The 22,938-nt window shown below is 68.0% G+C and carries 22 protein-coding genes; 5 read left to right on the top strand and 17 right to left on the bottom strand.

Annotated elements, in window-relative coordinates:
* Positions 1 to 25: 25 nt before the first annotated feature.
* Positions 26 to 1,633 carry a flavin monoamine oxidase family protein gene (locus KF907_RS02405; RefSeq protein WP_291217799.1) on the top strand — a complete coding sequence of 536 codons (1,608 nt, stop codon included), beginning with the start codon at positions 26 to 28 and terminating at the stop codon, positions 1,631 to 1,633.
* Positions 1,634 to 1,815: 182 nt separating this feature from the next.
* Here the strand turns inward: KF907_RS02405 and KF907_RS02400 are convergent, their stop codons facing one another.
* From KF907_RS02400 to KF907_RS02345, 12 genes are all read right to left on the bottom strand, one after another.
* The gene (locus KF907_RS02400) at positions 1,816 to 2,268 is read right to left on the bottom strand and encodes a CopD family protein (protein WP_291217797.1); all 453 of its coding nucleotides are present in this window, start codon (positions 2,266 to 2,268) and stop codon (positions 1,816 to 1,818) included.
* A 19-nt stretch (positions 2,269 to 2,287) separates the two neighbouring features.
* On the bottom strand, positions 2,288 to 2,713 hold the full coding sequence (locus KF907_RS02395) for a hypothetical protein (protein WP_291217795.1): 426 nt from the start codon (positions 2,711 to 2,713) through the stop codon (positions 2,288 to 2,290).
* Positions 2,714 to 2,824: 111 nt separating this feature from the next.
* Positions 2,825 to 4,105 (bottom strand): phosphoribosylamine--glycine ligase, encoded by a 1,281-nt coding sequence (gene purD / locus KF907_RS02390; protein ID WP_291217793.1) that lies wholly within the window; start codon positions 4,103 to 4,105, stop codon positions 2,825 to 2,827.
* A 149-nt stretch (positions 4,106 to 4,254) separates the two neighbouring features.
* The gene (gene purH, locus KF907_RS02385) at positions 4,255 to 5,832 is read right to left on the bottom strand and encodes a bifunctional phosphoribosylaminoimidazolecarboxamide formyltransferase/IMP cyclohydrolase (protein WP_291217792.1); all 1,578 of its coding nucleotides are present in this window, start codon (positions 5,830 to 5,832) and stop codon (positions 4,255 to 4,257) included.
* A gap of 83 nt (positions 5,833 to 5,915) precedes the next feature.
* Complete coding sequence (locus KF907_RS02380; protein WP_291217789.1) at positions 5,916 to 6,194, bottom strand: helix-turn-helix domain-containing protein; 279 nt, start codon at positions 6,192 to 6,194, stop codon at positions 5,916 to 5,918.
* 187 nt (positions 6,195 to 6,381) lie between these two features.
* Positions 6,382 to 7,176, bottom strand: coding sequence for a zinc-ribbon and DUF3426 domain-containing protein (locus KF907_RS02375; protein WP_291217787.1), 795 nt, complete (start codon positions 7,174 to 7,176; stop codon positions 6,382 to 6,384).
* A 102-nt stretch (positions 7,177 to 7,278) separates the two neighbouring features.
* Positions 7,279 to 8,175: a 50S ribosomal protein L11 methyltransferase gene (gene prmA / locus KF907_RS02370; RefSeq protein WP_291217785.1), complete on the bottom strand. Its 897-nt coding sequence runs from the start codon at positions 8,173 to 8,175 to the stop codon at positions 7,279 to 7,281.
* Between the two features lie 13 nt (positions 8,176 to 8,188).
* Positions 8,189 to 9,556 carry an acetyl-CoA carboxylase biotin carboxylase subunit gene (gene accC / locus KF907_RS02365; RefSeq protein ID WP_291217782.1) on the bottom strand — a complete coding sequence of 456 codons (1,368 nt, stop codon included), beginning with the start codon at positions 9,554 to 9,556 and terminating at the stop codon, positions 8,189 to 8,191.
* Complete coding sequence (locus tag KF907_RS02360) at positions 9,546 to 9,980, bottom strand: four helix bundle protein (RefSeq protein ID WP_472843818.1); 435 nt, start codon at positions 9,978 to 9,980, stop codon at positions 9,546 to 9,548. Before KF907_RS02360 ends, accC begins: the two co-directional genes overlap by 11 nt.
* 46 nt (positions 9,981 to 10,026) lie before the next feature.
* Positions 10,027 to 10,497, bottom strand: a complete 471-nt coding sequence (accB, locus tag KF907_RS02355) for an acetyl-CoA carboxylase biotin carboxyl carrier protein (RefSeq protein WP_291217778.1) — start codon at positions 10,495 to 10,497, stop codon at positions 10,027 to 10,029.
* Between the two features lie 59 nt (positions 10,498 to 10,556).
* On the bottom strand, positions 10,557 to 11,003 hold the full coding sequence (gene aroQ / locus KF907_RS02350) for a type II 3-dehydroquinate dehydratase (RefSeq protein WP_291217776.1): 447 nt from the start codon (positions 11,001 to 11,003) through the stop codon (positions 10,557 to 10,559).
* Between the two features lie 271 nt (positions 11,004 to 11,274).
* Complete coding sequence (locus KF907_RS02345) at positions 11,275 to 12,216, bottom strand: hypothetical protein (RefSeq protein ID WP_291217775.1); 942 nt, start codon at positions 12,214 to 12,216, stop codon at positions 11,275 to 11,277.
* 170 nt (positions 12,217 to 12,386) lie between these two features.
* On the opposite strand from KF907_RS02345, the gene KF907_RS02340 reads away from it, so the two are divergent.
* Entirely contained in the window at positions 12,387 to 12,908 is a 522-nt protein-coding gene (locus tag KF907_RS02340; RefSeq protein WP_291217773.1) for a hypothetical protein, read from the top strand.
* A 212-nt stretch (positions 12,909 to 13,120) separates the two neighbouring features.
* Here the strand turns inward: KF907_RS02340 and KF907_RS02335 are convergent, their stop codons facing one another.
* Both KF907_RS02335 and KF907_RS02330 read right to left on the bottom strand, forming a co-directional pair.
* On the bottom strand, positions 13,121 to 15,661 hold the full coding sequence (locus tag KF907_RS02335) for a serine/threonine-protein kinase (protein ID WP_291217771.1): 2,541 nt from the start codon (positions 15,659 to 15,661) through the stop codon (positions 13,121 to 13,123).
* Positions 15,654 to 16,223, bottom strand: a complete 570-nt coding sequence (locus KF907_RS02330; RefSeq protein ID WP_291217769.1) for an ECF-type sigma factor — start codon at positions 16,221 to 16,223, stop codon at positions 15,654 to 15,656. The genes KF907_RS02335 and KF907_RS02330 overlap by 8 nt, the downstream gene beginning before the upstream one ends.
* 234 nt (positions 16,224 to 16,457) lie before the next feature.
* Between KF907_RS02330 and KF907_RS02325 the strand changes: the two genes are divergently transcribed.
* The 3 genes from KF907_RS02325 to KF907_RS02315 all read left to right on the top strand — a co-directional run bounded on the left by KF907_RS02325 (position 16,458) and on the right by KF907_RS02315 (position 19,605).
* Complete coding sequence (locus KF907_RS02325; protein WP_291217766.1) at positions 16,458 to 18,080, top strand: Na+/H+ antiporter; 1,623 nt, start codon at positions 16,458 to 16,460, stop codon at positions 18,078 to 18,080.
* 296 nt (positions 18,081 to 18,376) lie between these two features.
* Positions 18,377 to 19,084, top strand: coding sequence for a hypothetical protein (locus KF907_RS02320; RefSeq protein ID WP_291217765.1), 708 nt, complete (start codon positions 18,377 to 18,379; stop codon positions 19,082 to 19,084).
* On the top strand, positions 19,081 to 19,605 hold the full coding sequence (locus KF907_RS02315; RefSeq protein WP_291217762.1) for a GTP-binding protein: 525 nt from the start codon (positions 19,081 to 19,083) through the stop codon (positions 19,603 to 19,605). Before KF907_RS02320 ends, KF907_RS02315 begins: the two co-directional genes overlap by 4 nt.
* Before the next feature lie 179 nt (positions 19,606 to 19,784).
* On the opposite strand, the gene KF907_RS02310 is transcribed toward KF907_RS02315, so the two are convergent.
* From KF907_RS02310 to cutA, 3 genes are read right to left on the bottom strand one after another with little or no spacing between them, the layout of a single operon-like run.
* Positions 19,785 to 20,348, bottom strand: coding sequence for a TlpA disulfide reductase family protein (locus KF907_RS02310; RefSeq protein WP_291217760.1), 564 nt, complete (start codon positions 20,346 to 20,348; stop codon positions 19,785 to 19,787).
* 9 nt (positions 20,349 to 20,357) lie between these two features.
* Positions 20,358 to 22,577, bottom strand: coding sequence for a protein-disulfide reductase DsbD family protein (locus tag KF907_RS02305; protein WP_472843817.1), 2,220 nt, complete (start codon positions 22,575 to 22,577; stop codon positions 20,358 to 20,360).
* Between the two features lie 22 nt (positions 22,578 to 22,599).
* Positions 22,600 to 22,932: a divalent-cation tolerance protein CutA gene (gene cutA, locus KF907_RS02300; RefSeq protein WP_291217758.1), complete on the bottom strand. Its 333-nt coding sequence runs from the start codon at positions 22,930 to 22,932 to the stop codon at positions 22,600 to 22,602.
* Positions 22,933 to 22,938 lie beyond the last annotated feature (6 nt).

The following is a 22,938-nucleotide window of genomic DNA, read 5'->3' as shown; positions in this document are numbered from 1 at the left end:
CCACAGCACATGAGGGAGTGTGGCGATGGCGAGGACTCCATGGGCGGGATTGCTGCGTCGTGGCGCCCGGCTGGCGGCGATCGCGCGCGCCACCGGCGCGCCGCTGGATGAACTGATCGAGCGAGAACGCGCGGCGCGCTTCGATGCCTCGCGCCGGCGCGTGCTCGCCGGCGGCGCTGCCGCGGCGACCCTGGCATTGGCCGCCTGCGCGCGCGTGCCCGCACGTCCGGTGGACGACGATGAAGTCGTGATCGTCGGAGCGGGCATCGCCGGCCTCGCCTGCGCATGGCGATTGCGCCAGGCCGGCGTGCGCGTGCGCCTGTTCGAGGCGCAGGAGCGTGTCGGCGGACGCATGCTCAGCCTGCGCGGCCATTTCGCCGACAACCAGGTCTGCGAACTCGGTGGTGAACTTATCGACACCGGCCATGTGCGCATGCACGCGCTCGCCGCCGAACTCGGCCTCGAACTCGACGACCTCGCCCAGGATCCGACCGCCGCCGACGGCGAGGTCTGGTTCTGCGACGGACGCCGCTACAACGAAGCCGAAATCCTGCACGCCTTCGCGCCGATCGCCGAAGTGATCGCGCGCGACGCCGACACCCTGCCCGAAGCCGACATCACTTGGGACGCTCCGGGCGGTACCGAAGCGCTCGACCGCGAAACGATCAGCGGCTGGCTCGACCGCAACGGCGCCTCGGGCTGGCTGCGTCGTTTGATCGAAGTCGCCTACACGACCGAGATGGGCCTCGAATGCGACGAGCAGTCGGCGCTGAACCTGCTCGACTTCATCGATCCGGGCCTCGACCACTTCCGCATCTTCGGCGAGAGCGACGAGCGCTACCACGTACGCGGTGGCAACGATCGCGTCACCAGCGCGCTGGCCGCGCGTATCGACGACGCCATCCACACCGGCCACGTGCTCGAATCGGTTCGCCTCAATGCCGATGGCAGGCATGTGCTGGCCTTCGCGCGCGGCGGCGCCACGGTCGAAGTGCGCGCGCGCCGCGTCGTGCTGGCGATCCCGTTCACCACGCTGCGCCGCGTGCGCCTCGATGTCGAACTGCCGGCGGTCAAGCGGCGCGCGATCGACGAACTCGGCTACGGCACCAACGCCAAGCTGATGATCGGTTTCAGCGAGCGCGTCTGGCGCACGCGCCACGCGATGACGGCAAGCAGCTTCACCGACCTGCCGTTGCAGACCACATGGGAAACCAGCCGCATGCAGGGCGGCGCCGCGGGAATCCTCACCAACTTCACCGGCGGCCGCCACGGCATCGCCATCGGCGAAGGCACGCCGCGCATGCAGGCCGACACCGCCGCCAACCAACTCGAAGCGATCTGGCCCGGCATCGCCGCGGCGCGCGCCGGCATGCGCGAAGCGCGCTTCCACTGGCCGAGTCATGCCTGGTCGCTCGGCAGCTACGCCTGCTTCCGCCCGGGCCAGTGGACCACGCTGCGCGGTGCGATCGGCATGCCGGTCGGCGATCTGCATTTCGCCGGCGAGCATTGCTCGTTCGACAACCAGGGCTTCATGGAAGGCGGCTGCGAATCCGGCGAGCACGTCGCCGCGACCCTGCTCGGCCGCGACACCGCCGCCGCACCGCTGCGCGCGTGGCGCCGGCGCGTAGCCTGACCACCCGACTTGCTTCCGTGCAGGAGCGCATCCTGAGCGCGATTGGCGCAACACAAGAACGATCGCGCACAGGATGCGCTCCTGCGGCCTTCCATGCTTTCGTAGGAGCCCCTTCAGGGGCGATGCTTTCTTTGGATCGCATCAAAAAGCATCGCCCGTGAACGGGCTCCTGCAGGGTGTGGTTACACCATCCCGAACAGCAGCCCGCCGCGGAACGACACGCCGGCGGCGACGAACAGCACCGAGAACAGCGTGACCAGGGCGATGCGCACGGCCATTTTCGGCAGCGTACGCGCGTCGAGCTTGGGGATGATGCGCAGGCGCGCGTCGATCGCGGTGGCCGCGGTGAGCAGGAGCAGGCCGAGCTTGAGCAGGATCAGTTTCGACTGCGGCGACGCCAGCGCGAACCAGTCGGCGATGGACGGTTGCAGCGTGTGGGCGAGCCAGAGGCCGGTAAGCACCTGCACGGCCAGCGCGCTCATGCCGAGACCCTCGTAGCTCTTCTCGAAGGCGAGCAGGCGCGCCGGATCGCGTGCCTTCAGTGCCGCCGGCAGCACGCTGAACGCAAGCACGAGATGACCGCCGGTCCAGATCGTCGCGCCGAGGATGTGCAGGAACAGGATCGTCGTGTACATGGCGCCATCTCCGAGTGGATCAGGCCCGCGTGGGGTGGCGTCGTTGCGCCAGCTTCAAGGCGAGCCAGGTCGCCGGTGCATAGGCGAGCAGCAAATCGGTGGCATTGAACCAGGCCGGCGCCGGCAGCATGAACACGGCGGCGATGCCGCCGAGCAGGAACAGGCCGCCGACGATGCAGGCCGGAATCAGCGGACGCTTCGATGCGATCAGCGCGGCGACCAGCGCGCCGACGAAGGTGCCGAGCGCATGCGCGAGGAACGGCGTGAGGAAATGCTTCGACTCGAACAGGTGCATCGTCGCGGTGAGGCCTTCCATCGTTGCGACATCGGCGCCGGCCGGTGGCGGAATCAGTTTTCCGCCGAAGGTGATGATGCCCATGTTGACGATGCTGCCGACCACGAGGCCGGCGATGATGGCGATGAGCGGACGCAGGAAAACGGACATGGCGGACTCCTGAGTCGGGAATGGCGAATAGGGAATCGGGAATGGTCAAAGCCGCTCAGCTCTTCGCTTCTTGCTCTTGACCATTCCCCATTCTCGATTCCCCGCTCCAGCTTAGCTACGCCCCAGCGCGCGATGACCAATGTCGCGGCGGAAGAAACAACCTTCAAAACGGATCGAGCGGGCGAGGGCGTAGGCGCGCTCGCGCGCCTGGGCGATGTCGTCGCCGAGCGCGCAGGCGGTCAGCACGCGGCCGCCGGCGCTGAGCACCTTGCCGTCGGAAACGCGCGTGCCGGCGTGGAACAGCTTCGTGTCCGCGCCGGGCGGCGCATCGAGGCCGTCGATGGGATCGCCCGTGCGCACCTTGCCGGGATAGCCCTGTGCGGCGATCACCACGCCGATCGCCGGACGCGGATCCCATTGCGCATCGACGCGGTCGAGGCGGCCCTGCAAGGCGGCCTCGACGAGTTCGACGAGGTCCGAGCGCAGGCGCAGCAGGATCGGTTGCGTTTCCGGGTCACCGAAGCGCACGTTGAACTCGATCACCTTCGGCGCGCCGTCGCGACCGATCATCAGTCCTGCGTAGAGGAAGCCGATGAACGGCGCGCCTTCGGCGGCCATGCCGGCGAGGGTCGGGTTGATGATTTCGTCGAGGATGCGCCGTTCGACCTCGGGAGTGACCACCGGTGCCGGTGAGTAGGCGCCCATGCCGCCGGTGTTCGGGCCGGTGTCGGCCTCGCCGACGCGCTTGTGGTCCTGGCTGGTCGCCATCGGCAGCGCATGCGTGCCGTCGGCGATGACGATGTAGCTCGCCTCCTCGCCGTCGAGGAACTCTTCGATGACGACGCGCGCCGAGGCATCGCCGAGGGCATGTGCGCCGAGCATGTCGCGTACGGCCTGCTCGGCGTCGCCCAGGGTCAGGGCGACGACGACGCCCTTGCCGGCGGCGAGGCCATCGGCCTTGATGACGATCGGTGCGCCGTGTTTGCGTATGTAGGCCAGTGCTGCATCGACTTCGGTGAACACCGCGTAGCGCGCGGTCGGGATGTTGTGGCGTTCGAGGAAGGCTTTGGCGAAGGCCTTCGAGCCCTCGAGCTGGGCGGCGATGCGGCGCGGGCCGAAGCAGGCCAGGCCGGCATCGCGGAAGCGGTCGACGATGCCGGCGACCAGAGGCCCTTCCGGGCCGACCACGGTCAGCGCGACGTCCTCTTCCAGTGCGAGCGTGAGCAGGCCCTCGATGTCGGACGCGGCGACATCGGCATTGCGTACGCGCGGTTCGCGCGCGGTGCCCGCATTGCCCGGCGCAACGATCACCTCGCCGACATGCGGCGACTGCGCGAGCTTCCAGGCGAGGGCGTGTTCACGGCCGCCGGAACCGATGACGAGGAGTTTCATGGAAGAGCCGGGAATGGGGAATAGTGGTGGAACCTTGGATGGAGTATGGGGAACACGGATTGGTCAGGAGCAGGGAGCGAAGAACAGGGCGGCTTCAACCATGCTCCATTCCCTGTTCCGCATTCCCGGCTCCGCCGCCATTGCCGCCCTCAATGACGGAAATGCCTCACGCCGGTAAACACCATCGCCATGTCGTGCTCGTCGGCGGCGGCGATGACTTCGCTGTCGCGCATCGAGCCGCCGGGTTGGATCACGGCACGGATGCCGGCGGCGGCGGCGGTGTCGATGCCGTCGCGGAACGGAAAGAAGGCGTCGGAGGCCATCACGCTGCCCGGTACGTCGAGGCCGGCTTCCTCGGCTTTCATCGCGGCGATGCGCGCGCTGATCACGCGACTCATCTGTCCGGCGCCGATGCCGATGGTGCGGCCGCCGCGTGCGTAGACGATCGCATTCGACTTGACGAACATGGCGACATGCCAGGCGAACAGCAGGTCACGCAGTTCGTCGGGCTCGGGCACGCGGCGCGAGACGACCTTGAGGTCGGTGAGCAGCAGGGTGTCGCGATCGACGTCCTGCACGAGCAGGCCGCCGGCGATGCGCTTGAAATCGGCATACGGCGGTGCGTGTTCAGGCCAGTTGCCGCTGGCGAGCAGGCGCACGTTCGGCTTCCTCATGAACGCGGCGAGCGCGCCTTCGTCGACCTCCGGCGCAATCACCACCTCGACGAACTGGCGTTCGAGGATGCGCGTGGCGGTGTCGGCATCGAGGCGGTGGTTGAAGGCGATGATGCCGCCGAAGGCCGAGACCGGATCGCAGGCGTAGGCGTGCTCATAGGCCTCGCTGATGCTCGAGGCGAGGGCGACGCCGCAGGGATTGGCGTGCTTGACGATGACGCAGGCCGGCGTGCGCTGGAACGCCTTCACGCACTCGAGTGCGGCATCGGCGTCGGCGAGGTTGTTGTACGAGAGTTCCTTGCCGGCCAGTACCTGTGCGCCGGCGACCGTACCGGCCGGTATCTCGCGCTGCACGTACAGCGCAGCGCCCTGGTGCGGGTTTTCGCCGTAGCGCAGGACCTGCTTGCGCTCGAAGCTCATGTGCAGGGTCGGCGCGAAGGCCTCGCTGGTGTCGCCGTCGATGCGCGCGCCGAGCCAGTTGGCGATGCGCCCGTCGTAGGCGGCGGTATGGGCGAAGGCCTTGGCGGCGAGGCGCCGGCGCAGTTCGATGGTGGTGCCGCCATGGGCCAGCGCCTCGAGCACTTCGGCGTAGTCGGCCGGATCGACGACGACGGCGACGTGCTCGTGGTTCTTCGCCGCCGCGCGCAGCATCGCCGGACCGCCGACGTCGATGTTCTCGATGGCCTCGGCGAGTCCGCAATCGGGCTGCGCGGTGACCCGCTCGAACGGATACAGGTTGACCACCAGCAGGTCGATCGGGCGGATGCCGTGCTCGGCCATCACGGCTTCGTCGACGCCGCGTCGGCCGAGCAGGCCGCCGTGCACGAGCGGATGCAGGGTTTTGACGCGGCCGTCCATGATCTCCGGGAAGCCGGTCAGGGCGCTGACCTCGGTGACCTGGAGTTTCGCGTCACGCAGCGCAGTTGCGGTGCCGCCGGTCGAGACGAGCCGGATACCGAGTGCGTCGAGACCGCGCGCGAAGTCGGTGAGGCCGGTCTTGTCGGAGACGCTCAGCAGGGCGCGGCGCGGGTGGACGAGCGAGGCGTCGAACATCGAGCTCTCCGGATTCTCGGGCTGGTCTTGGGGCGGGTGGGGGTCGGTGCGACGCGCCCGCGCCGCACGCGCGTGCGCAGGATTCAGGTGAGGCCGTAGTGCTGCAGCTTCCTGCGCAGGGTTGCACGATTGATGCCGAGCGCCGCCGCGGCCTTGCTCTGGTTGCCGCCGTACCAGGCCATGACTTCACGCAGCAGCGGGCACTCGACTTCGGCGAGGACCAATGCGTGCAGGCCTTCGCCCGGCTGCGAATCGACATCGGCAAGGTAGCGGCGCACGGCGCGCGCGACACATTCGCGCAGCGCGGGTTGCAATGACGAATCCTGCGCGGCGTCGACACGCAGAGGGGCAACGGCATTCACGGCTGTCGGGATCCCGATGGCTGGAGGCTTCGACGCAGACCGTTGTACAAGCCCGGCCCACGCGAGGGGGAAACGAGTCTACTCCGGCCGGCGCGGGGGGAGAAGATGGGAATGGAGAATGGGGAGCAGGGAATGGTCAAAACGGCTCGGCTCTTCGCTCCTGCTCCCAACCATGCCGCATTCCCTGCTATTCAAAGCTGAACTCGAACGCCACCGCGTTGCGCCCCGGATCGACCACTTCGAACACGATCGCGGCGTTCGCGCCGGGAGCGAGCCCCTTGCGCAGGCCCGCCTCGTCGGCGAGGTAGTCGCGCGGCAGGAAACGCCGCATGGCGATGCGTTTCTCGTCGAAGTCGGACAGGGTGACCTGCACTGGTGGGAATGGTTGGGCGAAGTCGGCCGCGTTGTGCAGCGTGGCCGACACGATCAGTGCGCCAGGCACCGATGGGTGCGGGCGGATGTCGCGTGAGGCCAGTTCGAGCAGAGCGTCGTCGCGGCGCAGCGGCAGGGTGCAGCCGAGCGTGTCGCAGACCGTATCGAGCCATGGCCGGAAGCGTGCATCATCGATCCAGTGCGCCCGCTCGGCCCAGGCGATCTGGCCGGCGAGGACGACGGCGAGCAGGGCGCTGCCGGCGATCCAGCGACCGTTGCGCCTTGCTCCATGCGTGCGTGACGTACGCCGCGCGAACTCGGGTGCCATGCTGCCATGGCTGCGGCGCGGGCGGTCATCCGCATCGACAAACAGCGAGCCCTGGCCTGGCGGCGTCGGCCGGAACACCGGATGGCTGAGCTGCGGCGGCGATTCATGCTCGCGGTTTCGCGCGAGTTCGCCGATCGGCTCGGGCGGCAGCTGCGCGGTCAAGGTTGCCAGGGCATCGAACAGTGCATTGCAGTGGCCGCAACGCATGCTGCCGCGCGCCGCGGCGAGATCGGCCGTGGTGATGCGGAAGATGGTCAGGCACTCGGGGCATTGCGCGAACATGCACAAATTCTAGCCGTAGGAGCCCGTTTGCGGGCGCGGCTTTTGGCGGGCGCTTCGAAAAGCATCGCCCCTGAAGAGGCTCCTGCCGGTGAGGTGCGGGGCTCAGCGCGCCGATCGCCGGGCGGTGATGCGCACCCAGTCCTCGCGCTGCGTCACCACGAGATCATCGAACCATTCGGCGTAGCGCGTGCACAGTTCCGCGTCCTGGCCGACGAGGATGCCGGACAGGGCGAGCCCGCCACCGGGTTTCACGCGCGCGGCGAACAGGCCGGCGAGCTCGTGCAGCGGGCCGGCGAGGATGTTGGCGACCAGCACGTCGGCCGGCGCGGTGTCCTCGTCGCCGGGTGCGGCCACGGCGATGCGTGCGTCGACGCCGTTGCGTGCCGCGTTGTCGAGCGTGGCCGAAAGCGCTTGCGGATCATTGTCGACCGCGACGACACGGCGCGCACCGAGCAGGGCTGCGGCGATCGCCAGCACGCCCGAGCCGCAGCCGTAGTCGATCACGTCGCGACCGGCCAGGTCGGCGCCATCCAGCCATTCGAGGCACAGGGCCGTGGTCGGGTGCGTGCCGGTGCCGAAGGCGAGACCCGGATCGAGGCGCACGACGACCGCGTCGCCATCGGACGGCGGCTCGATGTTCCACGGGTAGATCCACACGCGTTCGCCGAAACGCATCGGCTGGAAGCGATCCATCCACGCGCGCGTCCAGTCCTGTTCCTCGACCTCGCGGAAGCCGATCTGCTCCGGCGTGATGTCGGGCACGAGTTCGCCGAGCACGTGCACGAGACCGGCGCGATCGACGTCGGCCTCGAACAGCGCGACCAGCGCGATCATCGGCCACAGCGGCGTCTCGCCGACCGCCGGCTCGAGGATGGCCTGCTCGTTGCTGGTATCTGCGTCGGCGTCGAGCAGGGTGATCGACAGTGCGCCGACGTCGTCCAGCGCGGCCTCGACGGCCGCCTGCTGGTCGATGCGCAGGTTCAAGCAGAGTTCGAACATGGCAGCGCAACGATCAGCCGAGGCCGATCGCCTTCTCGCGCGCCTCGGCCATGCGCTTCTCGAGGTAGTGGATGTTCATGCCGCCAGTCTGGAAGCCGCCATCGGCCATGATGCGCTGCTGCAGCGGCAGGTTCGTCTTCACACCCTCGATGACGACCTCGGCCAGCGCGTTGCGCATGCGCGCGACGGCAGTGGCGCGGTCGCGGCCGTGCACGATCAGCTTGCCGATCATCGAATCGTAGTTCGGCGGGATGCGGTAGCCATCATAGATGTGCGTGTCGGTGCGCACCCCTGGCCCGCCGGCGGCGAGGAATCGTTTCACCGTGCCGGGGCTCGGCATGAACGTATCGGGGTCTTCCGCATTGATGCGGCACTCGATCGCATGGCCGGTCAGGCGTACATCCTCCTGGCGGATCGACAGCTTCTCGCCGGCAGCGATCAGCAGCTGTTCGCGCACGAGGTCGATGCCGGTGATCATCTCGGTGACCGGATGCTCGACCTGGATGCGTGTGTTCATCTCGATGAAGTAGAAGCGCCCTTCCTCGAACAGGAACTCGAAGGTGCCGGCGCCGCGATAGCCGATGCGCAGGCAGGCCTCGACGCAGACTCTGCCGATCTCGGCGCGCAGTTCGTCGCTGATGCCCGGTGCCGGCGCTTCCTCGACGACCTTCTGGTGGCGGCGCTGCATGGAACAGTCGCGCTCGCCGAGGTGGATCGCATTGCCCTGGCCGTCGGCCAGCACCTGGATCTCGACATGGCGCGGGTTCTCGAGGAACTTCTCCATGTAGACCTCGCCGTTGCCGAACGCGGCCTTGGCCTCGCTCTTGGTCATCGCGATCGCGTTGGCCAGGTGAGCCTCGGTGTGCACCACGCGCATGCCGCGGCCGCCGCCGCCGCCAGCCGCCTTGATGATGACCGGATAGCCGATGTCGCGGGCGATGCGTGCGTTGTCGGCGCCGTCGTCGCCGAGCGGTCCGCCTGAACCCGGCACGCAGGGCACGCCGGCCGCCTTCATGGCGCGGATCGCCTCGACCTTGTCGCCCATCATGCGGATCGTGTCGGCACGCGGGCCGATGAAGACGAAGCCCGACTGCTCGACACGCTCGGCAAAGTCGGCGTTCTCGCTGAGGAAGCCGTAGCCCGGGTGGATTGCCTGCGCATCGGTCACTTCCGCGGCAGCGATGATCGCCGGCACGTTGAGATAGCTCTCCGCCGCCGGAGCCGGGCCGATGCACACCGACTCGTCGGCCATGCCGACGTGCTTGAGGTTGCGATCGACCGTCGAATGCACGGCCACCGTCTTGATGCCGAGCACGTGGCAGGCGCGCAGGATGCGCAGGGCGATTTCGCCACGGTTGGCGATGACAACCTTATCGAGCATGGGAGGGCCGGGATTGGGGATTCGGGATTGGGAATTCGGTAGAGCGCGCATCGTTGCGCCGCTTCTCGATCGCGAGGATCAATGCATTCAGCCGAGCGAAAGTCCGTTGCAGCAGATCCCCGAGTTCCGTCGATGGCGTCGACAGTTCGAGGCGGTTGGTGATCTGGATCTGTGTATCGAGCTCCGCGAGCGAGCCGAGAGCCATTGAGGGGCAGCGCAGATATTCCGATGTGGATCGTCCTGCGGCACCTTCCGAGATGTTGGACGGGATGCTGATCGCGGCGCGCCGCATCTCGCTGACGAGGCCGAACCTTCCGTTGTCCGGGAATCGTGTCGTCAAGCGACAGACGGCCTCGACGAGCGACATGGCGTCCTGCCGGACGTCCAGTCGTTCGCGTGGCCGCTTTGCCGAATCAAACATCACGAATCACCCTTCACGAGCCGAACTCCGAATCCCCAATCCCGGCTATTCAGCCAATCACGAACAACGGTTCGTCGAACTCGACGGGATGCCCGGTCTGCGCAAGCACCGCGAGGACGGTGCCGGAGACGTCGGCCTCGATCTGGTTGAACATCTTCATCGCCTCGATGATGCCGAGGGTGTCGCCGACCTTGACCGACTGGCCGACCTTCACGAACGGCGGCGCTTCAGGGTTCGGCGAGGCATAGAAGGTGCCGACCATCGGCGAGCGCACGGTATGGCCTTGTTCGGCGTCAGCGGCTGCGGTCGCTGCCGCAGCGCCACTGTCGGGTGCGCGTTCGGTGGCGCGCGGCGCTTCGACCTGCACGTGCGCGACCGGTACCTGTGGCGCGAAGCTTGGTGCCATGCCCTTCGGGAAACGCGACAGGCGGACGATCTCCTCGCCTTCCTTGATCTCGAGTTCGGCGAGGTTGGACTCCTCGAGCAGGTCGATGAGTTTCTTGATCTTGCGCAGGTCCATGGTGGGCCTCTTGCTCGTGAATGGGGACGGCCGCCGGCATGCGGGCGGTGCTCGGGGAATCAGCTCGTGCGTTCCAGGCGCTGGATCGCCGCCGCCAGGGCCAGCCCGTAGCCGATCGGCCCGAGCCCGCAGACCACGCCGACGGCGATGTCGCTGAGGTAGCTGTGGTGGCGGAACGGTTCGCGCGCGTACACGTTCGACAGATGCACCTCGATGAAAGGAATCGCCACCGCCGCCAGGGCATCGCGCAGGGCGATGCTGGTATGCGTGAAGGCGCCCGCATTGATCAGGATGAACGCGGTGCCATCGGCCCTGGCGGCATGGACGCGTTCGATCAGGGCATGCTCGGCATTCGACTGGAACACGTTCAGCGCATGTCCGGCCGCCTGCGCACGTGCGGCGAGATCGGCGTCGATGGCGGCCAGCGTGGTCGTGCCATAGACCTCCGGCTCGCGCATGCCGAGCAGGTTGAGGTTCGGTCCATGGAGGACGAGGATCGAGGCCAAGACGACTCCGCCGCGCCGGCCGAAGGGCCGGTTCAAACGCGGCCGCAAGTGTCGTGGAACGCGCCCGACATGTCCAGTTCGGCGACGTTCGGCGAAGTTGTGTCCAGCAGGGATGCTCCCGGGCATCCCCGGCGGCTGCGCTGGTGGCCTCGATCAGGGCATCTTCATGCAGGCGTGGATGTTCTCGCGCAGCACCGGGCGTTGCCGAAGGCCTGCCGCTAGCGGCAAGACGCGGCGGCCGTGAGCAGGTGCCCACGCTGGCGTGTCACGGTCATCGTGGGCTCTCTCCATACTCGAGCACGTCCAGCTCGCGCTCGATTTCGTCCGCCGTGATGACCCGGTCCACCCGCCAGTAGCCGCCGCGGTCGCGTACCAGCACCACGGTTCCGGTGATGTCGTGGTGACCGATGATGCCGTCCGATCCGATGAAGTCCACCCAGGCGGTGTCCCCATCCTGCACGCCGCCGGCGACGCGTTCCACGTACGGGATCGCCATGCGCTGCTTGAGCATGAAGAACGACGAACCGCTCATGCCGAGGTCACCGCGCAGGCCCTCGTCGTCGTGGCTGCCGAGCGCCGCGCTGCGTTCGCGTGGTGTCATCAGGGCGAGCACGCGGTCGAGGTCGCCGCCCCATGCGGCGCGGGATTTTTCCAGCAGGAAGCGGCCCGGTTCGCCGCCATCGGCCGGCAGGGGCGTGCCGGATCGCGGCAGCGGGCCGAAGGCCAGCAGCGGCAGGTCGAAGTCGATGTGCGCTTCGTGCCGGGGAGTCACCAGATCGAGATGACCGGCAAGGCGGTCGGCGTCGTGGACGGTGATGCGCAGCGCGTCGGCGCGCGCGCTCGCGTCGTGCCAGTCGGCCGAGTGGTTGCCGTAGCGCAGGCGATGTCCGAGCAGGCGACCGGACGCGTCCAGACGCAGTTCGAGGCGCGGTGCGTAGTCGTCGTCGTTGCGCAGGAACAGGCCGAGATCCTCGGGCGTGAGCAGGGCATCGTCCTGCCATTGGCGGCGATCGAAGCGCAGGCGCGCGAAGATCAGGATCAGCCCTTCGCCGTCGCGCACGGCGACGGCGTCGATGACCTTGCGGCCGTCGAAGAAGCCGTACGCGTCGACGACCGGAGTGTCGTAGCCGCCGAGCGAGGCGCAGCCGCCGGTCATGGCCAGCAGCGCTGCCAGCAGGCACGCGGCCAAGGTGCGGTGTGAACGGAAGGGCATGCGTGTCGATCTCCGGGTCGGCGGCGTTGCGCAACATCCATCTCAACGGAAAAAGCCGGAGTCAGCAGCCAAGGCCCGCAATGGGTGTTGGCCGCCGGCGCCGGCTTTTTCCGCTTTGACGGGATACCGGACATGACCGGAACGGGGAGCACACGATGTCGAAGAGGCTGATGGGCCCGGCGTTGGGGATGCTTGGCTGCGCGGGAGTGGCCATCGCTGTTGCGGTTTTCGTTGGCATCGGTGCCAACGCCGGCAAGGTGCCGGTGAAGGCCGGTGCCAAAGCGGAGGGGAAGTTCGCTGCGGCGGGCGGCGCCTTCGATGTCGTCGGGGCCTATGCCTGGGAGGATGGTGTAGGCATTTTCAATAATCCGGGAATCCGCGTGGCGATCGCCAACGCACCGCTGGATGCCGCCGCGATCGATGCCGCGCCCGATCGCACGAAGGCGATCAGGCAAACCGGCGTGCCGGGATTCCGTGTGGCTTTTCTGATGTTCGCCAAGGACGGCTCGTGGGAGGGCTACTCCGGAAATGGCTGTGGCTACTGTTTCCAGCGCAGCGTGAAATCGACGGTCAAGGTGCGCAAGGGGCGCATCGCCGGCGATGTGAAGTACGCCGGTGACGCGGAGGATCTGCAGATGTCCCCACCCTTCGAGCTGCGGTTCGACGCGCCGGTGGTTCCCGCCAGGCCATGACCGGGGACGCGGCAGGCATGGCGGCTCCTTGAACGCCCGGGAAAAAGGGCGGTCGATTCACCTGACGAAAAAAAAGCGCGAATCAGCGGCCAAGGCATTTCGATCGGTGGCCAGAAGCATCGCGACTGGTTTTCAACAACCGAACGGCTGGTCAGTCGCTCCCACAAAATCAACATCCTCTGTGGGAGCGACTTTAGTCGCGATCGAATGGATCAGGGCATTGCCATCGCAGCCCGCGTATCGGGATGCTCCGGGCCGAAGATGCGCGCGAAGGCGTCGGCGGCTTCGCGGCGCAGGGCCTGTGCTTCGGCGTGGCCGCCGTGGTGGGCGAGGGCATCGGCCAGCAGCAGCATGGCGCGCGGATACTCGTCGATCTGCGTCTGCGCGCTGTCGACGAAGCGGGCGAGGCTTTGCCGCGCTTCGTCGAGCGCCTGCGGTTCCGTGCGCGAACGCAGCGCGGCATGCGCGGTGTTCGCCAGCAGGGCTTGCGCACTGTCGTCGGTGAGATGCTTGACGGCGGCATCGAGCTGCGCCAGTGCGTCGGCTTCGCGGCCTTGCCGCATCAAGCCCATGCCCCAGTACAGCTCTGCCGCGCCGCGATACAGCGGCGAGAGCTTCGGAATGGCGGCAGCGAACAACGCGTCGGCCTCGTTGTCGGCGCCCTGCGCGAGGGCGATGCGGGCACGCAGCACGTTACCGTTGACGACCACCGGGTGTTCGCGGTTGAGCGTGCGCGCCCCCAGTTCCTGCGCGACGTCGATCAATTCGATGGCCTCGTCGTGGCGTGCCTGCCCGTACAGTGCCCAGGCCAGCCCGGTCAGTGCGTAGACACGGCGCGAAGGCGGGGTGGACGGATCCGACAGCAGCAGCGCATCCAGTTCGCGATAGCGGCGTTCCGCATCCACATGGCGATCCGCAGTGAGATGGGCGGCGGCAAGGTTGTTGTAGTCCACGGCCAGATCGGCCGGCCCCACGTTCGGCAAGGTGCTGCGGTCGGCGAGAACGCGCTCGTGCAGGGCGATGGCCTCGTCGGTGCGGTTGCGCCGGGTGGCGATGTTGGCGAGGATGCTGCGCGCGCGGATGGCGTGGAGGCGGTGGTCGTCGCCGGGCAGCCGTTCGAGCAGGGCCAGGGCGCGTCGTGCGGCGGTTTCGGCATCCTCCAGCCTCGCCAGTTGGCGATAGGTGAGGGCGAGGTTGACCAGGGTGGCAGCCATGGAGTCGTCGCGTCGCGCACTGGCCGGCAGGGTGTCGATCTCGCGCACCGCACGCTCCTGGTGCGGCAGCGCGGCCTCGTATTCGCCGAGGCCGGAGAGCGCCTTGGCGAAATCGCCACGCAGGAAGGCGCGGATGTCCGGCGCGTCGGGCAACTCCTCGTCGATGCGCTTGAGGCCTTCGTGCAGCAGGGCGTTGACGGTCATGTCGGTGCCGGTGCGGGCTGGGGTCATCTGGTTGATGAGGGACATGACGAAGCTGAAGGTCTGCTCGCTGCGCTCGGCCTGTTCGCGTGCGATCCGGGTCTGCCACAGGGCCACGCCGAGGCCGACCATGAGGGCCAGCAGTATGGCGGCGGCGCTGGCGACGGCCACGCGATGGCGCGCGACGAAGCGCGCGACGCGGTAGCCGGTGGTATCCGGGCGCGCGGCGATCGGGTGGCCGTCGAGCCAGCGGCGAAGATCGTCAGCCAGTTGCGCCGCGCCGACGTAGCGGCGCGCGGCTTCGGGTTGCAGCGCGGTGGCGACGATGGTGTCGAGGTCCGCGTCGAGTCCGCGCAGGCTGATCGACGAGGTGCCGGTCGATGCGCGCAGCGCGCGGCTCGGACGCGGCGCGGTTTCCTCGTCGAGCGTGGCGAGCAGGCGATCGGGCGCGGCGCTGCGCGCGGGGTACGGCGGCTGGCCGGTGATGAGTTCGTACAGCACTGCGCCGAGCGAAAACACGTCGGTGGCGGTACCGACGCGCTGGCCGCGGATCTGTTCGGGCGCGGCGTAGCTCGGCGAGTAGAGCCGCATGCTGGTGCCGGTGAGGCGAGCTTCGAGACTGTCATCGAGCAGGTGGGCGATGCCGAAGTCAAGCACACGCACGCGGCCGGCTTCGTCCATCATCAGGTTGGATGGCTTGATGTCACGATGCACGACAAGCTGCGCCTGCGCGTAGGCGACCGCGTCGCAGACCTGCAGCATCAGTTCGACGCGCTCGCGCAGGCCGGGTTGTTTGTGCTGCACATGCTGCACGATGTCCTGCCCGCGCACGAACTCCATCGCGTACCACGGGATGCCGTCATCGGTGACGCCGCCGTCGAACAGGCGCGCGATGCCTGGGTGTTCCAGGCGCGCCAGGATGCGACGCTCGCGCGCGAAACGCTCGCGCAGGTGTGGGCTGTCGAGTAGCGGGCGGATCAGCTTCACCGCCACGATCTGGGTGAAATCGCCGTCACGCTCGCCTCGCCAGATTTCGCCCATGCCGCCGCGACCGACGCATTCGACGAGCCGGTACGGGCCGACGCGGCGCTCGTGGCCCGATGTGGCGGCAGCGGCGGAACCGCCGGTCAGTTCACTGAGGATCGCCGGTGCCGCGCCGGCCATGCCTTCGTCGATCAGGCCCTCGCGCGCCTCGGCTTCGAGCAGGCGCGCCAGATCCGTGGCCATTGTGGTGTCGTCGGCGGCGATGCGTGCCAGATAGGCGGCGTGCCGCGCCGGGTCCATCTCGAACAATTCGGCCAGATGCTGCGAGAGCGCCTGCCAGCGCGCCTCATCCATCCGCGTCGGCTCCGCCATCGGGTGCCATGTTCAGCACGGCGCGCGCGCGCCGCCAGTCGCGCCGCAGGCTGCGCGCCGAACGGCCGGTCAGCGATTCGATCTCTTCCAGTTCCAGCCCGGCGAAGAAACGCATCTCGACCAGTCGCACCAACTGCGGATCGATCGCTGCGAGGCGCTGCAGGGCCTGGTCGAGTTCGAGCAGACGCTCGGCCTGGCCGAGCGCGCCGACATGATCGGCCAGCATGTCGATGTCGTCCTCGACCTCCCCGCCGCCGCGCTTGGCCGCGGTCACGTGGCGCGCGCGATCGACGGCCAGTTGCCGCATGACGCGCGCCGACAGGGCATAGAAGTGGTCGCGGTCGTTGCCGCGCAGGGCGTCGGCCTGGTTCATGCGCAACCAGGCTTCATGCACCAGCGAGGTGGCGCCGTGCCCGGCCCCGCCGGACATCGCCTGGCGCCGCGCCAGACGCTTGAGGTCGGCGTACACCAGCGCGAATGCGCGGTCGCCCGCCTCGCGGTCACCGTCGTTGGCTGCGGCCAGCAATTGGCTTACTTCATTCACCGGCCAATCCTCGCTCGCTTGGGGGCTGGCAGCAACCATGGGAGCCGGGATTGGGGATTCGGGATTCGGGATTCGGGATTCGGCAAAGCAGGGTATCGCGCGCCGCTGCTTTTCCACTCTGCCGAATCCCCAATCCCCAATCCCGGCTCCACCGAATCCCGGCTCTCACACGCCTTCGGTATCCTTCGCGCTTCGGACCACCCGCAGGCCGATCCCGCCACGGAGGCACGCGCGATGCACACCATCACCATCGTTCTGGTCATGCTGCTGGCCGTCACCGTCAGCGGCCTGCTCGCGCGCGCCACGCGGCTGCCGTTGCCACTGGTGCAGATCGCACTCGGGTTCGCCCTGGTGCAGGTCACCGGTGAAAGCGTGGAACTGGATCCACATCTGTTCTTCCTGCTGTTCCTGCCGCCGCTGCTGTTCCTCGACGGCTGGCGCATCCCCAAGGACGAACTGTTCCGCGACAAGGGCATGGTGCTGGAGCTGGCGCTCGGCCTGGTGGTGATGACCGTGCTTGGTGTCGGCCTGTTCATCCACTGGCTGATTCCGGCCATGCCGTATGCGGTGTCGTTCGCGCTCGCGGCGATCCTTTCGCCCACCGATCCGATCGCGGTGTCGGCGATCGCGCAGCGTGTGCCGATTCCGAAGCGGATGATGCACATCCTGGAAGGTGAGTCGCTGCTCAACGACGCTTCAGGCCTGGTCTGCATGCGCTTTGCCGTGGCCGCCGCGCTGACCGGTGCGTTCTCGCTTGCCGATGCGTTGGTCAGCTTCAGCTGGGTGGCGCTTGGTGGCCTTGGGATCGGTGTCGCGGTGGCCTGGGTGGTGACACGGGTCAAGAGCTTCGCGGTACGTCGCTTTGGTGAAGATCCGGGTTCGAGCATCCTGATCAGCGTGCTGATCCCTTTTGCTTCGTATCTCGCCGCCGAGCACTTCCATGCGTCGGGCATCCTCGCCGCAGTCGCGGCCGGCATCAGCATGACCTTTTTCGAGTCAGGCACGTTGATGGCGACCACGCGCGTGCAGCGCCGCGCGTTCTGGGACACGGTGCAGTTCATCCTCAACGGCACGATCTTCGTCCTGCTGGGGGAACAGCTTCCGGCCCTGCTCGATCGTTCGATCAACACGGTGGCCGACACCGGGCATGACAACCCGTGGTGGCTGCTGGTGTACGTGCTGGTGATCAATGCGGCGCTGGCGTCGATGCGCTTCGCCTGGGTGTGGGTATCGTTGCGCATCACCGTGTACCGGGCGCGCAGGCGTGGCGAGGCGCATCCGCCGGTGGCCTGGCGCGCGGTCGCGGCGATGTCGCTGGCCGGCGTGCGTGGTGCGCTTACGCTCGCCGGCGTGATGACCCTGCCGCTGGCGATGAACGACGGCAGCCCCTTCCCCGCGCGAGATCTGGCCATCTTCCTCGCCGCGGGCGTGATCCTGATGTCACTGCTGGCCGCGAGCTTCGCCCTGCCGCAGGTGCTGCGTGGCCTGGAACTGCCCGAGGACGATCACGACCACCTCGAAGGCGAGGCACGCGTAGCCGCCGCCGTCGCCGCCATCCGCGCTATCGAGGACAAGCTCCACGAACTGGCAAGCGAGCGCACCGATGCGTCGCTCTATGCGGACATCGCCGCGCGCGTGATGGAGGACTATCGCCGCCGCGTGCACGCGACGCCGGGGCAGTCCGGCCCAAGGCAGGCCCGCCACGCGCGCGAGATCGAACGCAAGCTGCGCCTGGTCGGCCTGGAGGCCGAACGCAGCACCTACCGCCAACTGCGCAGGAATGCCGCGATCGACGACACCGTGCTGCAGAAACTCGATGGCGAACTCGATCTCGTGGCGGCGCGCCTGTCGGTGTGACGGGCATCCCGTGAGTGTCCGAAGCTGACACTGGACGCGGCCGGGGCGCAGCAATCCGCCCGCCATGAAGATGTCGCGACGCATCCTGTTCAGGATGGATCCGGACGCCCTCCGCGCCGGCCAGGAGGAATATCCGGCGCGCATGCCGCCCAGGCGCGCTTCACATCGTCGCCAACTGTCAAACATCTTGACTGCTCCGGCTTCGTGCCGTGGTTGGCAGGGCTCTTGCAGAGCCGCATGCGCATTCGACGGCATTCACGTGACGGGCCGTCTTCCTTCCTCCAGCGCCAGTGCCGATGAACGACCAGCCGACGCCACCGACGACTCCCGATCCGCGGGACCTGATCGTGCCGCGCAAGCGCCAAGCGGATGCCGATGCCGCCGCGAAGGCGCAGGACGGGCTGATCACGGCACTGGACGATTCGGCACTCGGTCCGCTGCGCTGCCACGGCGAATGGGGATATTGCGTGATGATCCCCGGCAGGACCGGCATCGCCTTCGACCAGTCCTACTCCGTCGTTGCCCACGCCCTCGCCAGGAATGCGCCGGTGCAGCGACACGAACCGCTCAGCCTGCAGATCGCCGAAACCCTGCATGCGAACGCGCGCACGATCCTGCGGCGCGAGGAAATCGCCTGGCTGAACGGTGCCGACGCGGACTTCCAGCGCAGCGTCGCGGTCAAGCTCGTGCATCCGGATGCCTTCCTAAAACTGGAGCTGTGGCCGAATCTCGCGCGCCTGCCCGACCACTTGCGTTGGATCGGCGTGTTCGCCTGCCTGCATCGCGGTGCGCGTCTGCCGGCCGTGCTCGAGGCGGCGGCCATCGAGGGTCTCGACGAAGCGCAGCTGCGCCAGGGCATCTACCGGCTGTTGCAGGCGCGACAGGCACGACTGGAACTGCGTCCATCACAGCGGTCCGGTGCGCCGGAACCGGCGACGATCCCGTCACCATCGTTCATGCAGCATCTGCGCGCGCGCCTGCGTGAATTGTCGGGGGCGCGGTGAACACCCACAAGCTGGTCTTCATCGGCGCCGCCGGCGTCGGCAAGACGACTGCGATCCGCGCGGTCAGCGACGATCGGCCGGTCGATGCCGGAGCGTTGTTGATCCCGGCATTGGGCAACATCAGCGTGGTCCTCGATGTCGGCGAGCTCACCCTGGACGATGGCGATGTGCTGCATCTCTATGGCATAGCGGGTGATGAGAACTTCGATGCCCTTCGACCCCTGCTCGGCGAAGGCGTGATGGGCCTGGTCATCCTCATCGACAGCACACGACCGGATTCGCTGGCCACGCTCGAAAGGCATCTGACCTGGAGCGCGGAACTGATCGGCGCGGTGCCTGCAATCGTCGCCCTGAATCGCCAGGATGCTGCCGCGGCAACTTCGCCGGAAGACCATGTGCGTCATCTCGCGCAGTGCGGTCTCGACCTGCCGGTCGTCGCCATCGATCCGCGTGAGCGCGATGACGTGCTCTATCTGATCAACATGATCGTTGCCATGGTTGCGCGGGGAAACATGGTTTGAGGAGGCGTCCCTGGGATGCTCCGATCAATCCCACAATGGCGTCTGTGGGGTTGATCAGGGCATCCCGAGTCATCGTCCACGACGACGGTCATGCGCCCGCCGATCCGGAAACGGGAACCGTGTGCCGCAGCCCGCGGCAACCGGATCGACGCCGGCACGTGGCGGCCCGGCCCACCTGATCACAGATGCGGCGCCAGCCAGCGTTCGAGGCCCGCCTCGTCGAAGTTGCCGACGCGGCTGGCGAGGATGCGGCCGTCGCGGCCGATCAGCACGTTGTACGGCAGCACGCTGCGCGTGTTGCCGAAGCGCAGCGAGACATCGGCCGTTCCGGCCGGCGCGTCGATCAAGATCTGATAGTCGACCGGATGCGATTGCAGGAAGGCGAGCGCCGGTTCGGCCTCCTCGGCGGCGATGCCGATCACGGTGAGCCCCTTGTCCGCATGCCGCGCCTGCATCTGATCGAGCAACGGCATTTCCTCGCGGCAGGGGCCGCACCAGCTCGCCCAGAAGTTCAGCAGCACGAGCCGGCCATCCCATTCCGACAGGTGCCGTGTGCGGCCTTCGCGGTCGGGCAGCGCGACATCCTCGCGCAGGTCGCCGATGGCGAGCGTGCGCGCCTGCATCGTCGTGGTCGCCACGGGCAAGGGCGCCGACGGCGGCCGCAGCCACAGGCTCAGGCCGAGACCGCCGAGCGCGCCGACGATGGCCAGTGCGACGATGAGCAGCGTGTTGCGATCCGGCATTGCCATCGCTCAGCGCGTTGTCGCGAGGAGCGCGTCCTCGACGATGCCCGTGGTCAAAAGGGTCGGCAGGACCTGGCCTGGACCCTCGCGGCCGCTGAACACGACATACAGCGGCACGCCGACCGCGCGATGCTGCTGCAGGAATTCGGTGATCGCCGGATCGGTATTGGTCCAGTCGCCCTTCATGTACACCGCGTCCGCGCGTTCGAGCGCGGCCTTGAAGGCGTCGGTCGAGAGCACGCCCTTCTCGTTGGCCTTGCAGGTCACGCACCAGTCGGCGGTCATGTTGACGAACACCGTGCGGCCGTCGGCGCGCAGGCGCGCGAGCGCATCGGCCGAGTACGCGACGGAGCCGTCGCTGGCTTCGACGGCCGCCTTCGCCGGCGGCTCCAGTTGGGTGACTTTCCACAATGGCCACAGCGCGACGAGAAAGACGATGCCGGCGAGTACGCGACCGAGCGTGCGTCCGTTCCAGCGGCTGCGCTCATGCCACCACAACGCAAGCGCGAGCACGATCGCACCGGCCAGTATCCAGCCGATCGCATCGACGCCGCGCTGGTGGCCAAGCACCCACAGCAACCATGCCGCGGTGAGGTACATCGGAAACGCGAGCACCTGTTTGAACGTCTCCATCCACGCACCGGGCCTGGGCAGGCGCGAGGCCAGCGCCGGCACGAAACCGATGACGAGGAACGGCAGGGCGAGGCCGAGCCCGAGCGCGAGGAAGATCAGCAGGGCGACGACCGGCGCAGCGGCGAATGCGAAGGCCAGCGCCGGGCCCATGAACGGCGCCGTACATGGGCTGGCGACGACACAGGCGAGCAGGCCGGTGAAGAAGTCGCCGGCCGGGCCGGACTTGCCCGCCAGCGACTGGCCGACGCCGCCGAGGCCGGCGCCGATGGTGAACACGCCGGAAAGACTGAGGCCCACCGCGAACAGCACGTAGACGAGCACGGCGACGAAGCCCGGCTGCTGCAACTGGAAGCCCCAGCCGAGCGCCTGGCCGGCCGCCCGAAGGGCGACCACGCCGAGGCCGACGATGGCGAAGCCGGCGAGCACGCCGGCGGTGTACCAAAGCGCATGCCCGCGCGCCTTGGCCAGGCTTTCGCCGCTGGCGGCCAACCCGAGCACCTTCAGCGAGAGCACCGGCAGCACGCAGGGCATCAGGTTGAGGATCAGGCCGCCGAGCACGGCGAGCAGGAGCGCGCCGAGCACGCCGCCGTCGGTAATCGCCGGCGGGGCGGTGGAGCGCAGCGCATTGTCGGCCGAGGCATCGGCGACCATCGCGGCGGCAGGCGTTGCCGGCTTGAACGAAGCGGCGGCGGCGGCGAGTTGTTCCTTGCTGGCGGCCGGCAGGTCGACGACCACGTCGCGCTGCATGACCGGATAGCAGATGCCGTTTTCCTTGCAGCCCTGGAACTCGCCGCGCAGGGTGAACGTGCCGGCCGCGCCGTCGGCGCGTTTCAATGCGATCGGCAGTTCGACCTGGCCGTAGTAGACGACGACCGTGCCGAAATGCTCGTCCTCGTGGTCGATGCCTTGCGGCCATGTCGGCTGGCCGAGTTCGACGCCGGCCGCATCGACGGCGTCGACGCGGCTGCGGTCGCGATAGAGGTAGTAGCCGTTCGGCATCGTCCAGCGCGCGAGCACTTCGGTCGGGCTCATCGCGATCGCCTCGAACACGAATGCCTGTTCGGCCGGCAGCGGCTCGTCGTCGTTCAAGGGTTGCGCGGCGAGGCCGAGTACGCCCCCGGCCGGCGCGCTGCCGAACAGCGATGGAGTGGCCGCAGCCATGGCCGGCACGACGAGCGCAAGCCGGGTCGGATGCGGCGGATAGCAGATCTTGGGATCGACCTCGTGGCAGCCCTGCACGGTGACGCTCAGCTCGATGGTCGTGGTTGCCGGGTCGGCCGTGTAGTCGATGTGCGCATCGACCGCATCGTGGTAGATCTCGACGTCGCCGAAGAACTCGTCATGGCGCTCGATGCCCTTGGGCAGCTCGGGCTTGCCGAGCGTGGTGCCGGCCTGGGCCGTCTTCGCCGAGATGCGCGATTTGTAGAGGTAGTAGTCCTTGGCGATATCCCAGTGCAGGTCGATACGGCCGGGTTCGCGGATTTCGGCGCGCAGCGCGAAGGCCTGTTCGACCGGAAGCAGGCCGTCCTGTTCCTGGGCGAGGACGCAGGTCGGAACGGTGAGGGCGACGAGGCCGGCGAGGAGGATTCGCAGCACGGAGGGCTCCGCTTGGAACGTTTCAGGGCAACCGGTCGGCGCGCGTGGAATCCGCGATCCAGGCGAGGTAGGGCGCGTGCCCGGCGGCGGCTTCGACCGCGATTATCTCCGGCAGTTCATACGGATGCACGGCCAGCAGCCGCTCGCGCAGCGCCTCGAAGCGCTCGCGTGTGGTCTTGATGAGCAGCAGCAGCTCGGTTTCTTCGTGCACGGCGCCGTCCCAGACATAGGTCGAAGCAACCGCCGGCACGCGGCTGACGCAGGCGGCGAGGTGCTCCTCGACCAGCACGCGCGCCACCGACGCGGCGGTGGCCGCGTCGGGGAGGGTGGTGAAGACGATCAGTGCGCCGCTCACGGGAAC

Source organism: Dokdonella sp. (assembly GCF_019634775.1).
Classification (GTDB): Bacteria; Pseudomonadota; Gammaproteobacteria; order Xanthomonadales; family Rhodanobacteraceae; genus Dokdonella.
Note: the sequence above shows the minus strand (reverse complement) of the source record. Positions and strands in the feature narration are given on the sequence as shown.

What these genes read in the sequence shown, in the direction of transcription:
- KF907_RS02405 (WP_291217799.1), top strand. Translation starts at nt 26, where the DNA reads ATGGCGAGGACTCCATGGGCGGGATTGCTGCGTCGTGGCGCCCGGCTG.
- KF907_RS02400 (WP_291217797.1), bottom strand. Translation starts at nt 2,268, where the DNA reads ATGTACACGACGATCCTGTTCCTGCACATCCTCGGCGCGACGATCTGG.
- KF907_RS02395 (WP_291217795.1), bottom strand. Translation starts at nt 2,713, where the DNA reads ATGTCCGTTTTCCTGCGTCCGCTCATCGCCATCATCGCCGGCCTCGTG.
- purD (WP_291217793.1), bottom strand. Translation starts at nt 4,105, where the DNA reads ATGAAACTCCTCGTCATCGGTTCCGGCGGCCGTGAACACGCCCTCGCC.
- purH (WP_291217792.1), bottom strand. Translation starts at nt 5,832, where the DNA reads ATGTTCGACGCCTCGCTCGTCCACCCGCGCCGCGCCCTGCTGAGCGTC.
- KF907_RS02375 (WP_291217787.1), bottom strand. Translation starts at nt 7,176, where the DNA reads ATGTTCGCGCAATGCCCCGAGTGCCTGACCATCTTCCGCATCACCACG.
- prmA (WP_291217785.1), bottom strand. Translation starts at nt 8,175, where the DNA reads ATGTTCGAACTCTGCTTGAACCTGCGCATCGACCAGCAGGCGGCCGTC.
- accC (WP_291217782.1), bottom strand. Translation starts at nt 9,556, where the DNA reads ATGCTCGATAAGGTTGTCATCGCCAACCGTGGCGAAATCGCCCTGCGC.
- accB (WP_291217778.1), bottom strand. Translation starts at nt 10,497, where the DNA reads ATGGACCTGCGCAAGATCAAGAAACTCATCGACCTGCTCGAGGAGTCC.
- KF907_RS02345 (WP_291217775.1), bottom strand. Translation starts at nt 12,216, where the DNA reads ATGCCCTTCCGTTCACACCGCACCTTGGCCGCGTGCCTGCTGGCAGCG.
- KF907_RS02340 (WP_291217773.1), top strand. Translation starts at nt 12,387, where the DNA reads ATGGGCCCGGCGTTGGGGATGCTTGGCTGCGCGGGAGTGGCCATCGCT.
- KF907_RS02335 (WP_291217771.1), bottom strand. Translation starts at nt 15,661, where the DNA reads ATGGATGAGGCGCGCTGGCAGGCGCTCTCGCAGCATCTGGCCGAATTG.
- KF907_RS02325 (WP_291217766.1), top strand. Translation starts at nt 16,458, where the DNA reads ATGCACACCATCACCATCGTTCTGGTCATGCTGCTGGCCGTCACCGTC.
- KF907_RS02320 (WP_291217765.1), top strand. Translation starts at nt 18,377, where the DNA reads ATGAACGACCAGCCGACGCCACCGACGACTCCCGATCCGCGGGACCTG.
- KF907_RS02310 (WP_291217760.1), bottom strand. Translation starts at nt 20,348, where the DNA reads ATGCCGGATCGCAACACGCTGCTCATCGTCGCACTGGCCATCGTCGGC.